This window comes from Ulvibacterium sp., from assembly GCF_028285715.1.
Classification (GTDB): Bacteria; Bacteroidota; Bacteroidia; order Flavobacteriales; family Flavobacteriaceae; genus Ulvibacterium.
Map to the genome: position 1 here is coordinate 144,015 of NZ_JANQOO010000017.1, position 14,125 is coordinate 158,139.

General features: G+C 41.9%; 14 protein-coding genes. 3 read left to right on the forward strand and 11 right to left on the reverse strand.

Annotated features, from left to right (window positions below):
* The first annotated feature begins 6 nt into the window (after positions 1 to 6).
* Positions 7 to 1,380, forward strand: coding sequence for a RagB/SusD family nutrient uptake outer membrane protein (locus Q0993_RS07630; protein WP_299531450.1), 1,374 nt, complete (start codon positions 7 to 9; stop codon positions 1,378 to 1,380).
* Positions 1,381 to 1,795: 415 nt separating this feature from the next.
* On the opposite strand, the gene Q0993_RS07635 is transcribed toward Q0993_RS07630, so the two are convergent.
* Both Q0993_RS07635 and Q0993_RS07640 read right to left on the reverse strand, forming a co-directional pair.
* A complete protein-coding gene (locus Q0993_RS07635; RefSeq protein ID WP_299531453.1) occupies positions 1,796 to 2,314 on the reverse strand; it encodes a hypothetical protein in 519 nt (172 codons plus the stop codon).
* Between the two features lie 20 nt (positions 2,315 to 2,334).
* Positions 2,335 to 3,120, reverse strand: coding sequence for an alpha/beta hydrolase (locus Q0993_RS07640; RefSeq protein ID WP_299531455.1), 786 nt, complete (start codon positions 3,118 to 3,120; stop codon positions 2,335 to 2,337).
* Between the two features lie 228 nt (positions 3,121 to 3,348).
* On the opposite strand from Q0993_RS07640, the gene Q0993_RS07645 reads away from it, so the two are divergent.
* On the forward strand, positions 3,349 to 3,543 hold the full coding sequence (locus tag Q0993_RS07645) for a hypothetical protein (RefSeq protein ID WP_299531457.1): 195 nt from the start codon (positions 3,349 to 3,351) through the stop codon (positions 3,541 to 3,543).
* A gap of 2 nt (positions 3,544 to 3,545) precedes the next feature.
* Here Q0993_RS07645 and pyrF read toward each other — a convergent pair whose 3' ends face one another.
* The 9 genes from pyrF to Q0993_RS07690 all read right to left on the reverse strand — a co-directional run bounded on the left by pyrF (position 3,546) and on the right by Q0993_RS07690 (position 12,805).
* A complete protein-coding gene (pyrF, locus tag Q0993_RS07650; RefSeq protein WP_299531459.1) occupies positions 3,546 to 4,367 on the reverse strand; it encodes an orotidine-5'-phosphate decarboxylase in 822 nt (273 codons plus the stop codon).
* Between the two features lie 87 nt (positions 4,368 to 4,454).
* The gene (prfA, locus tag Q0993_RS07655; protein WP_299531461.1) at positions 4,455 to 5,531 is read right to left on the reverse strand and encodes a peptide chain release factor 1; all 1,077 of its coding nucleotides are present in this window, start codon (positions 5,529 to 5,531) and stop codon (positions 4,455 to 4,457) included.
* 152 nt (positions 5,532 to 5,683) lie between these two features.
* Positions 5,684 to 6,964 carry a DUF3570 domain-containing protein gene (locus tag Q0993_RS07660; protein ID WP_299531463.1) on the reverse strand — a complete coding sequence of 427 codons (1,281 nt, stop codon included), beginning with the start codon at positions 6,962 to 6,964 and terminating at the stop codon, positions 5,684 to 5,686.
* Positions 6,965 to 7,083: 119 nt separating this feature from the next.
* Positions 7,084 to 7,293, reverse strand: a complete 210-nt coding sequence (locus Q0993_RS07665) for a DUF4266 domain-containing protein (protein ID WP_299531466.1) — start codon at positions 7,291 to 7,293, stop codon at positions 7,084 to 7,086.
* 9 nt (positions 7,294 to 7,302) lie between these two features.
* On the reverse strand, positions 7,303 to 8,265 hold the full coding sequence (locus tag Q0993_RS07670) for an FAD:protein FMN transferase (protein ID WP_299532819.1): 963 nt from the start codon (positions 8,263 to 8,265) through the stop codon (positions 7,303 to 7,305).
* 29 nt (positions 8,266 to 8,294) lie between these two features.
* A complete protein-coding gene (locus tag Q0993_RS07675; RefSeq protein WP_299531469.1) occupies positions 8,295 to 8,729 on the reverse strand; it encodes a thioredoxin family protein in 435 nt (144 codons plus the stop codon).
* A gap of 32 nt (positions 8,730 to 8,761) precedes the next feature.
* Positions 8,762 to 9,205: a ubiquinol-cytochrome c reductase iron-sulfur subunit gene (locus Q0993_RS07680; RefSeq protein WP_299531472.1), complete on the reverse strand. Its 444-nt coding sequence runs from the start codon at positions 9,203 to 9,205 to the stop codon at positions 8,762 to 8,764.
* Positions 9,206 to 9,254: 49 nt separating this feature from the next.
* A complete protein-coding gene (locus tag Q0993_RS07685; protein ID WP_299531475.1) occupies positions 9,255 to 10,433 on the reverse strand; it encodes an AIR synthase related protein in 1,179 nt (392 codons plus the stop codon).
* A gap of 185 nt (positions 10,434 to 10,618) precedes the next feature.
* Positions 10,619 to 12,805 carry a glutamine synthetase III gene (locus Q0993_RS07690; RefSeq protein WP_299531478.1) on the reverse strand — a complete coding sequence of 729 codons (2,187 nt, stop codon included), beginning with the start codon at positions 12,803 to 12,805 and terminating at the stop codon, positions 10,619 to 10,621.
* 213 nt (positions 12,806 to 13,018) lie between these two features.
* Between Q0993_RS07690 and Q0993_RS07695 the strand changes: the two genes are divergently transcribed.
* Positions 13,019 to 14,041 carry a glutamine synthetase beta-grasp domain-containing protein gene (locus tag Q0993_RS07695; protein WP_299531481.1) on the forward strand — a complete coding sequence of 341 codons (1,023 nt, stop codon included), beginning with the start codon at positions 13,019 to 13,021 and terminating at the stop codon, positions 14,039 to 14,041.
* Positions 14,042 to 14,125: the final 84 nt, after the last annotated feature.

Sequence of the window (14,125 nt, forward strand, 5' to 3'; positions counted from 1 at the left end):
ATACACATGAAAAAGATTCTATATATAATACTTGTCGTTTTTGTAATATCAAGTTGCGAGGATAACTTAGACCTACTACCTGAACAAAGTTTATCCCCCGAAGCAGTAGTCTCCAACGCCGCCAATCTTGAAAATCTCTTGGTAGGTCTTTATGATGAGGCGGCCCATGGTAGTGCAGAAACCCCCTCCTTTGAAGAAAACATCTACGGAGGAATCCTAACATTGTCCGTTGAACTTTGGGCCAATTCTGGTGAATTGGCGTTTAATGGAACTTTTGAGGAACCGGCAGAGTTTAATGAAAAAGCCATTTTGACGGATAATGTAAATGCCAGGGATATATGGTTGAACGCCTATGAGGTAAACAACCAAGCCAATATCATCTTGGAAAATCTGGATGTTGTTGAAGATGCCGTCACCAAAAACCGAATCGAAGGCGAGGCCAAGTTCTTAAGAGGTTTGATGTATTTTGACCTAGCGAGAATATATGGCCTTCCCTATGAGGCGGGGCAGTCAAACACACAACCTGCCGTTCCCATAGTTTTAAGTGCCATTACAGATGCTTCGGAGGTTGAATTTCCAACCCGAAATTCGGTAGAAGAGGTTTATAATCAGGCTATTTCAGATTTGACCGAGGCTTACGCCCTATTACCTGAAAGTAACGATGTTTTCGCGGACAAGTACGCTGCCCAAGCCCTCCTGGCCCGACTATATCTTCAACAAGAGAATTACGCGGCCGCCAGGGATGCGGCAGATGATGTACTCCAGAACAGTGGCCATACCCTTACCTCAGATTTTGCATCGGCCTTTAATAACGATGGGGATTCCAGTGAGGACATCTTTGCATGGCAAATCACCCCACAAGATGGGGAGAACGATATGAATACTTTTTGGGCAGGAAATGATTTTGGAGGCAGGCCAGGAAATCCCGATGTAGGTATCAATCCCGAACATTTCAATATTTATGATGACGCCAACGATCAACGAAGTATGTTTTTTTATGAGACCACGGGCGGGACGGCCACAACAAAATGGCAGGGGGAGTTTTCGAATATTCCGTTTTTAAGATTAGCCGAAATGCATTTGATTCGAGCCGAGGGTAACTTCCGGGAAGGCACATCGGTGGGATTGTCCCCAGAAGAAGAAATAAACGCCCTTAGGGCTCGATCTGGAGCCGGGGCCATTGTTGATCCATCATTACAGGACATTCTCGATGAACGCAGACGTGAATTATCATTTGAGGGTTTTTCCCTTCACGACATAAAACGATTAAAGGGTACCGTTGGAAGCCTAAACTATGATGATAACTCCTTGGTTGCACCTGTTCCCCAAAGGGAAACCGATTCCAACCCTAATCTTGATCAAAATCCAGGATATAACTAACATCTCCATATTCCGACTAACTCTGACTAAAAGGCGGCCAAAAGATGAACTTGGCCGTCTTTTAACTTGTTTTCAACTATAAAAAGTGCACATTAACGTAATTATCCGTTTTTTATAAGATGGAAAAGTGAAATCACAAACATCCTTTTGATGTAAAAAACACGTAAACATTTATCGGAATCGTAAACGTTTATAAGCCTTTCCCCAAATTAACCAAAGAAGATGTTATTTTGACGAAACAACCAGTTAAATGTAAAGCGGCCCTGAAGCACTTACTCTTAAAAAAACTCTCTGTCTCATTTTTTAGGGTAATTATTTGAATTAGCTATCAAAACATTCAGGGTCGCAATTTACATATCTTACAGAGTCAATACCGCCAAAGAAGATTCCGGTAAACTAGGTAAAACAACATTTGTTACTCATTCCTAGTGTAGAGTCCGTCAAAAACCACATTGGATACCTTGCCGTCATGCAAAACTTCCCAAAGTTGGCGAACGGTACCGTTTTCATTCAATGTCCAGGTAAGTCTGTTTTTATAAGTGTTTCCATCGGCATGCACAAAATCATCGGAGGTAAGAATCATTTGATTTTCCAGTTTATTACCCTTCAGTTTTAAGTGGTTTCCTAGGTTATCTACCCAAAGCTGTTCCCATTGCTGGATCTTTGTATTATAGAAATTGAGACTTGTACCTGAAAAATTTCCTTTAGAACTGGTCCAATGCTCCCTAAGGACACAGCCGTTTTCAACTTTCTCAATCCTGTTTCTACCTACAATAGATCCTTCGGTATCGGTTACCTTCCAAGTACCTACCCAAAAATCAAAGGCCTTATGGCTGTCCGAACAACAGGAGCATGCATCTTCCTGTGCCGATACCGCGGCGCAACTTCCCCATAAAACAAAGGCAATTAAAAAAAATATCTTATATCCGGACAAGGGAAGAGGAATAAGGATTCTTAGGAACTCATGTCAGCTACATACTGGATGACTACATCATTGAAAAGCTTGGGTTGCTCCACATTTACCACATGACCACAGTGCTCTATCAATAAAAGACTGGATGTACTGTGTCTTTGAACAACTTTCTTTATTGAAGGCAAAAAAAGATAATCTTCTCCTCCCATGACGTACAATGTGGGTATTTTTAAATCTACGGTTCTAAAAAAGCGTAGGAGGGGATTTATCTGGGAGGATAGTCTAAGCCATTTAACAAATTCCCTATGATATAGCTTTCGAGCTTCACGTACCAACACAGAACGGGATTCCTTGTGATTACCATCCGGCATTATTATAAAAGTGAAGAATCTATATAGCCATAAATACGGTACTACATTCTTGAAAACCCTTCCAAAGCCCATTAAAAACTTGAACCTAATATCAAGTTTCATTATTGCACCGCCCATGACCATACTCTCCACCCTATCAGGATGTTTCTCCGCTAAATTTCTAATCAAAACAGTTCCTAGGGAAATTCCCACGAAATGGGATTTTTTAATTTTTAAATAATCAACTACCTCAACGATATCGTCGGTAATAGAGTCAAAATCATATTTTTCACTGAACACTGTTTTGAGAGTGGGTTTTGAGCTACCATGCCCCCTAAGATCCAAAAGCAGCACATTAAAGTGCTTTCTAAAATCCCTCACCTGTTTAAACCATATGGAAGAGCTACCACCCGCCCCGTGCACAAAAGTGACCCAGGTAGTGGAATCCTTATGAAGATGTGTGGTATAACTTAACAAAGTGTTCTCTAAAGCCCCTATTTTAGAGCGAAATGCAATGTATTAAATCTTTTTATTGTATTCGCATCTTAACCCTATTTTTTACAAACAAAACTGTAGTTATTTAGGGATTCCCTGAAGAAATAGTTAAAACTTAGCCAAATTACTTAGATTTTAGTTGTATGAAGCAATACGTGAACATCCAAAACCTATATATGGCCGTATATTTGTAAGAACAAAAAATTGATTATGGAAAAGCAGTATTGTAGAGTAGGAACCGTTACACCTTTGACACCGGGAAGAAAAGCCATAACCCTTTTGGAATACCAGTATCAAAATTTCATGAATAAGGCATCCATGGAATATGCGGATAGTAGGTTGAGTGAATTTTTTGAACAAAAAGCTTTAAAAATTAAAAAGACTTTGGAAAGCTTGATGCAATAATCTCATTTCAACCTTTCCAGTTCTTTTGCCATTTGATTTTGCAGGTCTTGGGCTTTTTCGGCTGCCGCCTGGGCATAGTCTTCCTTTTTAGATGCATAAATAATACCACGGGAAGAATTTATCAGAAGCCCTACGTTTTTATTCATACCGTATTTACAGACTTCACTTAAGTTTCCGCCTTGCGCCCCCACTCCAGGAACCAGAAGAAAGCTATCGGGAACTATCCTGCGAACATCTAGTAAGTAGGAAGCCTTTGTGGCCCCTACTACATACATCAAATTATTTGAATTTAGGTAGTTCTTTGAAGTCTCCAAGACAATTTTGTACAGCGCTTTATCGTCTACTAATTTGGTTTGAAAATCATAGGCACCTTCATTGGAAGTCAAAGCCAATAATATGGTGTGCCTATCCTTAAATGCCAAAAACGGTTCAACGGAATCCTTTCCCATATACGGGGCAACCGTTATGGAGTCAAAATCCAAACCTTCAAAAAAGGCCTTTGCATAACGGGTTGAAGTATTTCCAATATCTCCTCGTTTGGCATCAGCTATAGTAAAAATATCTGGATAATTTTTATTCAGATAGGTCATGGTCTTCTCCAGTGCCTGCCAACCTAATAGACCATAGGCTTCGTAGAACGCTATATTCGGCTTGTAGGCCACACATAAATGATGGGTAGCGTCTATGATGGCCTTGTTAAATCTGAAAATCGGATTTTCATCTTCCAAAAGGTGTTGTGGAATCTTATCCAAATCCGTATCCAGACCAATGCAGAGAAAGGATTTCTTTAGGTGTATTTGTTCAATGAGCCGCTGGGTGGTCATAATTTGGGCATCCTCGAGCGCAATCGAGAGGTTTTTTGAAACTTATGCAAATGCTTGCCCGGCTGCGCCCGAGCAGATAAAATCTATTTAAAAAATCTCCGAAGCTTCCCTCAACTTTTCCGTATTTTCAACCAAGCTCAATTCGTCGATAATTTTTTGGATATCTCCATCAATGATATTCTGTAGGTCATATAGGGTTAGTCCAATACGGTGATCGGTTACCCGCCCTTGGGGATAGTTATATGTTCTAATCTTGGCGGATCGATCTCCGCTGCTCACCTGAGAATTTCGTTTAGCCGCATCTTCTTCCTGTTTTTTCGCCAGCTCCAAATCATAGAGGCGAGAACGCAAAACCTTAAACGCCTTTTCCTTGTTCTTATGCTGTGATTTTTGGTCTTGACATTGCGCCACCAATCCGGTAGGAATATGCGTTAAGCGAACGGCCGAATAGGTTGTGTTCACAGATTGTCCGCCAGGCCCAGAGGAACAGAAAAAATCTATCCGTACATCCTTAGGGTCTATTTGTACATCAAAGTCCTCCGCTTCAGGAAGCACCATTACCGTTGCCGCACTGGTATGGACTCTCCCCTGCGTTTCGGTCTGGGGTACTCTCTGAACACGATGCACCCCTGCCTCGAACTTCAGGGTACCATAAACATCCTCTCCGTTCACTTCAAACTGGATTTCTTTATAACCGCCACTAGTTCCCTCGCTTAAATCGATGACGTTGGTCTTCCAGCCTTTGGATTCACAATACTTGATATACATCCGGAAAAGATCTCCGGCAAAAATACTCGCCTCGTCCCCGCCGGTTCCAGCACGGATTTCCACGACTACATCCTTGGCATCTTCCGGATCTTTGGGTATAAGCATTAATTTAATTTCCTCTTCCAGCTGAGGCAAAGCTTCTTTCGCCTCTTCCAGTTGCATTTTGGCCATTTCCAACATCTCTGCATCACTCCCATCCGAAATAATCTCCTCTGCCTCCTTAATATTGTCCGTAAGTTCCAGATACTGATCTCGTTTCGCCATAAGATCTTTGAGATCGCTGTACTCCTTGGTCAATTGTACATAGCGCTTTTGATCCGCAATGACATCAGGTTGGATGATAAGGTCCGAAACTTCATCAAATCGCTGTTTTACAATGTTTAGCTTTTCTATCATAACCCATTCGACTAAGATTGCGAATTTACGATAAAAAGAGACAAGAACATAGACAGTTTCATTGTGGTGAAATAGAGGTACTTGGTGTACTAAATCGCATGGGCAGCAAAATTCCTTAAGGATGAAAACTCAGGGGGCCTAGACTGAAAACATCAATCCCCAACAAAAGTCGTTCCCAATGTCATTATAAAGGCGTTAAGTCCATCACTTCTATCATAGGTATTAAATCGAAAGTCGACTGACTTTAAACCAAAAGTGAATAGTTTGGCCTTTGCAAAAATATCCTTATAGCGAACACCTAAACCATACTGGTGGGCGTTGTATTCGGATAAGTCATAATCCGAAGTATAAAAATCCAAGGTAGAAAGTGCGGTTTCCTTGGCATAAAAATAATCAGCTTCGGTTTGGGTATAATATCTGTAGGCCGGATATAAAGTAAAGCTATCATTGAGTTTTATGGGTACTTCCAAACTTGCCGTATGAGCCGTGATTCCCCAATCATCTGTATAAAATCGGTAATAACCCCGCAACACAAAAACGTCGTTCAAAAAATAGTTTAAACGGGCACCTAAGGGTAGTTTAAATCTACTTTCCGGCAAACGTTCCACGTCATCGGCCAATTGGAAATCATCAATAAAAAAATCATTGACATCCCCAAAATAGACCCTTTGAAAAGGCGTACTTAACAATCCCCTTTGTAACACCAGATCAGCAAACAGGGAAGCCTGCACCCTTTTTCCCAAAATCTGGGACAAACCTAGGGATAGGGCGTAAGAATTTCGATTTTCCTGTTCAAAAGCAACAAAAGCGGGCATATACGTTCCAGTCCCCGAAATACGACTATCAAAAAACCCATCCCTAAGTTCAACGGGATACTGTGGGTTCCAGCTATCAAAATACAGTTGTGCGTTAATGGAGACTTCCGTATTTTTTTGATTGAACAAACGGGTATATCCACCTCCAAGGCCGATAGAAAAATAATCATACTCGGAGGATATGTAGGCATTTCCTGTCCAAATAGAGTTTCTATTATCGGAACTGTGCCTATACGAGGGATTAAAATGTACCAATTGATCCTTGCGTGAAGCTCCGGAAGACGCACTAAACGGGCTTACTTGTCTGTTGGGATTTCCGTCCAATGGATTTACATTACTGGATGATGCCGAGGTATACGCTGAAATTCCTACATCAACGGTAAGTACATCGTCTTCGTTCATAGGAATCTGGACCACGATACTAGATGTGGCATCGGTGAGCTCTTCTGTACCCTCTCCACCCGTAACCGCCGCATTGTTGCCATCCTGTCCATAATAGCTAAACAATAAGTCGATTTCTGTGGTTTCCAAAACCCTTTTTTTATAGGTAGAGGACTCATCTTGCGAGAAACCTATTGAGGTGAATATTGCGAAAACGAAAAATAAAGTTTCTTTCAATGAAAAAAGTTGTGAGGTTGTTCCCAGTGACTTTTGCCACCACACATTTTTGAATTTGAATGTTTCAAGTTTAATCGCACCAGTTACTTCACATGGTAATCACGTCCCCAATATCAGAATCAGTTACATCCACAGCCCCCTCCAGTCTTTCCACCATTAGCGCCCGAAGCACCTTCGCGATAAATTTGAAAGTTAGTCTCAAAACGCTCGCTTCCCTTGGCAGACAACAACATTTCCTCATCGTTAATATAAACCTTGTCATATTCCCTTACGACCACACAGGATGTCAAAAGGAGCATAGATACAAGGAAGAGCAATACTTTCTTCATGATTTAAAGTTAGGGATTATTCTCAAACATGATTCCGTTGCTTTTATGTATCTTGTTGTTGGCATCCACGAGAATTACCTCAGTGCCTCCCAACTGATTTATCAGCGCAAGTCCGGCATCCTTTCCCATGATGAAAACAGCCGTTGCCAAGGCATCACAAAGCTCCGCACTTTTGGAAAAAATGGAAACGCTATTAATTCCGGAAGAGGGCCATCCGGTTCTTGGATCTATGATATGTGTGTATTTCTTGCCTTTAATCATCACATACTTTTCATAATTACCAGAGGTTGCCACGGAAGACTCTACAATAGGCAACCATGAAAAAATCTTATCCTTGCTCAAGGGGTTGGCAATACCGATCAACCATTTTTCGCCGCTTGCCTTGGTACCCCATGTGGTAAGATCTCCGGCAGCATTTATTATACCAGCTACCACCTGCTTGGAAACCAACAATTCCTTGGCCTTGTCGGCGGCGTAGCCCTTTCCTATTGCCCCAAAGGAAATTTTCATTCCCTTTTGCCGTAAAAATACCGTCTGTTCATTGGGATCCAAAATAATCTTTTTGTATCCGACTTTGGCAACAGAGTTTCTAATTTCGGCTTCGGTCGGAATATATTTCATACTGCCATCAAATTTCCAAATCATATCCATGGAGGCATATGAGATATCAAAAGCTCCATCAGTAATCTCAGAGATTTGTTTGGCCCTTTCAATTAGTTTAAAAAGTTCAAAACTTACCTTTACCGGTCTTATCCCGGCATTTTTATTGATCAATGAAGTTTCAGATTCCGAATCCCAGGAAGAAATCATTCTTTCAATCCGAGTAATTTCCGCAGCAGCTTCTTCGATATTGATATATCCCAATTCCTCAGTTGCGGCGACTACCGTGATATCAAAACGACTGCCCATTAGGCCCATGGTCTTTTTAACCGTAACGTACTTGCGCTCTTGTCCCTGGCCCGTTATGGCCATCAGTCCTAAGAATAGGGTTAGTAACAGCCTCACTTTAAAAACGAGTTTAAAAGTGAAACATACTCGCCCGGGGGTATTTTTCGGTAACCAATTCTCCCTAAGACCTTTTGTTGCTTATCAAGAACCAGAACCAATGGAAAATGTCCCTCGGGATTAAATGTATCCGCCAACCCTTGGTTTTTAAGCTTTGTTTTTTCTGGCAATTGATTTTCCCTTTTTCTTGGAAAATCGGCCTTATAGAGCACATAGTTATCCTGAGCATGAATCCTAAAATCCTGGGACTGCCAAACGTTTCTGTCCAACTTAATACATGGTGCGCACCAGTCAGATCCGGAAAACACCAAAATAATGGGCTTATCCTCATTTTGGGCACGGGCCAAGGCATCCGAATAACTAGAGTGCCAGTTTTGGGCATGGGCCATAACGGAAAAAAGAAATACCACTATGTAGGTCAGTTTTTTCAAGATATTCCTTTAGGGCAAAGTAGCGATTCAAATCATTCAAAAACACGAAGTGTGTTGCCGTCGAGTTCGGTATTAAATATTTTTAGGGGTCTGGCCGGGTTACTGTCAACCTGATTTAGAGGAGTACCATCCTGATCAAAGCGTGAACCGTGAACATCGCAAAAAAAGATACCTCCATCAACACTGGCAAAACGCACCTGATCATAGGCTTCATGGCTACACACCTGACTTGCCGCCACGAATTCCCCTTCCAGGTTCTTAACGACAACGACCAAATTCTTAAGGATAAAATCCCCGTTGTTCATTAATTTGCTCCCCTCTTCGGAGGTCAGGTCAATTGTAAAATCCACCCCAGAAGGCACTTCGGATATATTACCAGGTGTATCGTCACCGTTAGAGCACCCGTGCAAACAGGGAAAAGCAATGGCAAACGCCGCTCCGGCACCTATACTTCTTAGAAATTCCTTTCGTTCCATAGCATTACATTTACTATAAACAACGTAGCATTTGGGGTAATCGTATGCCTTAATATACGAAGGTGCCAAACTCGCTTACAATAGTAAGTTTTTTGGCCATATGCTCTTCCACCCTACCCACGATTTGGGCTTGGACCCCAAAACCTTCGGAAATGCTTATCAAATCCTGTGCCACGACTTCATTGACATAGAGCTCCAGTCTATGGCCACAATTAAAAACTTGATACATTTCCCTCCAATCAGTCCGGGATTGTTCCTGTATTAATTTGAACAATGGTGGAAGCGGGAAAAGATTATCCTTAATAACGTGAAGGTCTTCCATAAAGTGAAGAATCTTGGTTTGGGCACCTCCACTACAATGTACCATTCCATGGATATCCTGAGCAGAATATTTTTCCAAAATGCTTTTGACAATGGGGGCATAGGTTCGGGTTGGTGAGAGGACCAATTTCCCGGCGTCCAAGGGTGAACCGTCAATAGCATCCGTTAGTTTGATGTTTCCGGAATATATTAATTCCTCAGGGACAGCTGCGTCATAGCTCTCCGGATATTTCTCGGCTAAGTATTTGGCAAAAACATCATGCCTGGCCGACGTTAATCCATTGCTACCCATTCCCCCGTTGTATTCCTTTTCATAAGTGGCCTGTCCAAAGGATGCCAAACCAACAATAACGTCACCGGGTTGGATATTGGCATTATCGATAACGGCACTCCGTTTCATTCTTGCAGTCACTGTGGAATCAACGATTATGGTACGTACCAAATCCCCAACATCGGCAGTTTCACCCCCTGTGGAATGAATGGTAATGCCATATTTCCCTAAATCCGAAATCAATTCTTCGGTGCCCTTGATGATTGCCGAGATTATCTCGCCCGGAATCAAATTTTTGTTCCTTCCGATTGTGGATGAGAGCATTATATCGTCTACGGCACCAACGCATACCAGGTCATCTATGTTCATTATCAACGCATCCTGCGCTATGCCCTTCCAGACTGAAATATCCCCGGTTTCCTTCCAATACATGTAGGCCAAGGAAGATTTGGTTCCGGCACCATCCGCATGCATCACCAAACAGTAGTCCTTATCATTTGTAAGGTAGTCGGGAACAATTTTGCAGAAGGCCTTTGGAAACAGGCCTTTATCCAAGTCTTTTATAGCATTATGTACATCCTCCTTGGAGGCGGAAACACCGCGTAGGTCATATCTTTTTTTGTGGGTAGAGCTCATGGTCTTTATTTGGTCAAAAATAGTTGAATTGGGAGAATACGCCTAGTTCAATATCTAAAAGATCTGGCTTTCCAGAAGTTTAAAAATCGGTATCATGGAATTCAAACATTTTAGAGATGAAATGGTTTTTATCCTCGGTTCGGGAATCCAGTATTCTTAAGGCGCACAGAAATTATCAGATAAAACTATTTGGTAAATAAAAGTTCCCTGTATTTGGCCAGCGGCCACTCGGCATCATCCACCAAACGTTCCAATTTATCGGAGTGGTAGCGAATCTTATCAAAATAAGGACGCACGTTATCACAATAGGCTATAGCTTTCTTGGTCAGATCGATAAGGGTATTGGCTTTTTTCCTTGCCTCTAGCATGCGGTCCGTGCTTTTTTTGATTTCCGAGATATGCTCGGCAATGTTTTCGATAATGTTAAGTTGTCCTTCCGATAAATTTTGATGTACGGCCCCATAAATTTCCTTCAAGCCGTTGACATTGGCTATGAGTTTGTTCTGGTATCGGACGGATGATGGTATCACATGATTATAAATCAATTCATTGATTACCCTGCCCTCTATTTGAATATGCAGGATATAGGCTTCCAGTTCTACCTCCTGGCGGGCCCTCACCTCTATTTCGCTCATTACCTTCATCTCCTTAAAAAGAGCAAGACTATCCTTGGCGGTCATTATTTGCAAGGCTTCGGGAGTAGTTTTGTTATTGCTCAATTTTCTTCGCTTGGCCTCCTTTTCCCAATCCTCGCTATACCCGTCACCGTCAAAACGTATCCTTTTGGAGGTTTTTATATATTCCCTAAGCACGTTAAAAATGGCTTCGTCCTTTTTAAGGTTCTTCTTGTCAATAAGTACATCCACTTCCTTCTTGAACATTCGCAATTGTTTGGCAACAATGGTATTCAAAATTGTCATGGGTTTAGCACAGTTGGTTTTTGAGCCTACTCCCCTCATTTCAAACTTGTTACCCGTAAAGGCAAAGGGTGAAGTACGATTTCTATCCGTATTGTCCAATAGAATTTCCGGAATCTTTCCAACAACGTTTAATTTAAGCTCCGTCTTTTCTTCCGGGGATAATTTTCCCTGGGAAACCCCTTCCAATTCGTCCAATACCTCCCCAAGTTGTTTTCCTATGAATATGGAAAGAATAGCCGGAGGTGCTTCATTGGCACCTAGCCTATGGTCATTACTTGCGGATGCGATAGAAGATCGCAACAATTCCTCATAATTGTCCACGGCCTTTATCGTGTTTACGAAAAAAGTCAAAAACTGCAGGTTTTTCATTGGTGTAGAACCCGGACTCAATAAATTGACCCCGGTATCCGTGGCCAGGGACCAATTGTTATGCTTTCCGGAACCATTGATGCCGGCAAATGGTTTTTCATGGAACAAAACCTTAAAGTTATGTGTGTCGGCTATTTTTTCCATTACGTCCATAAGCAAAAGGTTATGGTCCACGGCCAAATTGGCTTCCTCAAATACGGGGGCCAGTTCAAATTGGTTGGGGGCTACCTCATTATGTCTCGTTTTGACCGGAATACCCAATTTGGTACATTCTTTTTCCAAATCGCTCATGAAGCTCAATACCCTATTTGGGATTACTCCAAAATAGTGATCGTCCAGTTGTTGTCCCTTGGCCGCCAAATGCCCCAACAGTGTGCGACCCGTTAGGACAATGTCGGGACGGGAGTAGGCCAAGGCCTTATCGATCAAAAAGTATTCCTGCTCCCAACCCAAGGTTGCATTGACTTTTGAGACATTCTTATCAAAATATCTTGCAACAGCTGTGGCCGCTTCATCCACAGCATGTAATGCCCTTAGCAAAGGAGCCTTGTTGTCCAGGGCCTCACCGGTATAGGAGACGAATATGGTGGGGATACAGAGTGTTGTGCCATAAATAAATGCCGGCGACGTTGGGTCCCAGGCCGTATACCCCCTGGCCTCAAAGGTGTTTCGTATTCCACCGCTAGGAAAACTGGACGCGTCCGGCTCCTGTTGCACCAATTGGCCACCTCCAAATTTCTCCAATGCCTTGCCATTGGGTAAAAGATCAAAAAAAGCATCATGTTTCTCGGCAGTTGAGCCGGTCAAAGGTTGAAACCAGTGTGTATAATGCGTAGCGCCGTTGGCGATGGCCCAACCCTTTATGGCCTCAGCTACCTGGTCGGCAATTTTTCTTTCAATTTTGGAACCTGAAAAAATGGCCCCCCGAACACTTTCCAAAGCATCTTTGGTAAGGTGTTGTACCATTTTTTCGTCATTAAAGACCTGAACGCCGAACAACTCGGAGCGACGACCTTTCTCCTCAATAATTATTCTATTCCTATTTAGACTTTCAGCTAGGGCGTTAAAACGTGTTTGGGCCATAATTTTAACTTAAATTTTCGGCTAAAATAATCATTTAAGGATTTAATAATATATCTGGAAAAAAATAAACTTTTTCCAAAATACCCTAACCAAAATAGGGGTATCTTAAATTATGTCCATCAATTTGAATTTTACCCCCTAAAAAATTAGATTAATTCATCAAAAAATATATTTTTGTTGGTCTTTAAAATGTAAATATTAACAACCAAGATTATGAGCAAAGCAAAATTAGAGTATATCTGGCTTGATGGTTATAAACCAACCCAGAACATGCGGAGTAAAACAAAAATCGAGGATGATTTTAGTGGAAAATTGGAGGACTGCCCTATCTGGTCTTTCGATGGAAGTTCTACGCTACAAGCCGAGGGAGGTTCTTCCGATTGTTTGTTGAAACCTGTTGCCATATTTCCGGATCCTGCCCGAAAAAATGGTTACTTGGTAATGAGTGAGGTTCTGAATGCCGATGGTACACCCCACGAAAGTAACCACAGGGCACAAATAGATGATGAGGATAATGATTTTTGGTTCGGATTTGAGCAAGAATACTTTATAATGGATAAGGATACGCAATTGCCCCTAGGTTTCCCCGTAGGTGGTTATCCAGGACCCCAAGGCATGTATTATTGTTCGGTTGGTGGCAAGAATACCCATGGAAGGGATTTTGTTGAGGAGCATGCTGATCTATGTATCGAGGCCGGAATAAACTTTGAAGGTATTAATCAAGAAGTGGCCAGTGGACAATGGGAATTCCAAATTTTTGCTAAAGGGGCAAAAAGTGCGGGAGACCAAATTTGGGTAGCTCGTTACCTATTGGATCGACTAACGGAACAATATGGCTATTACATAGAATATCATCCAAAACCGATAAAGGGAGATTGGAACGGGTCTGGAATGCATGCCAACTTTTCCAATACCACTTTACGTACTGCAGGTTCCAAAGAGGTATATGAACAAATATGTGAAGCTTTCCGCCCTGTTGCCAAAGAGCACATTGCGGTTTATGGTGAATTCAATGACCAGCGCTTGACCGGTCTTCATGAAACAGCTTCCATAAACGATTTTAGCTATGGCGTTTCAGATAGAGGTGCTTCTATCCGTATCCCCATTGCTACGGTAGAAAAGGGATGGAAAGGCTGGCTTGAGGATAGAAGACCAGCTTCCAATGGAGATCCTTACAAGATTGCGGGTAGAATAGTAAAAACCGTTAAATCGGCAGACATAAAAGCCACCGCCTAAAATCTACTGTATTAATTATAGTACTATTTTGAATTAATTGTTGAAGTGTTTTGTATTTAACCGCCCCCCTCGAAATTATCGAGG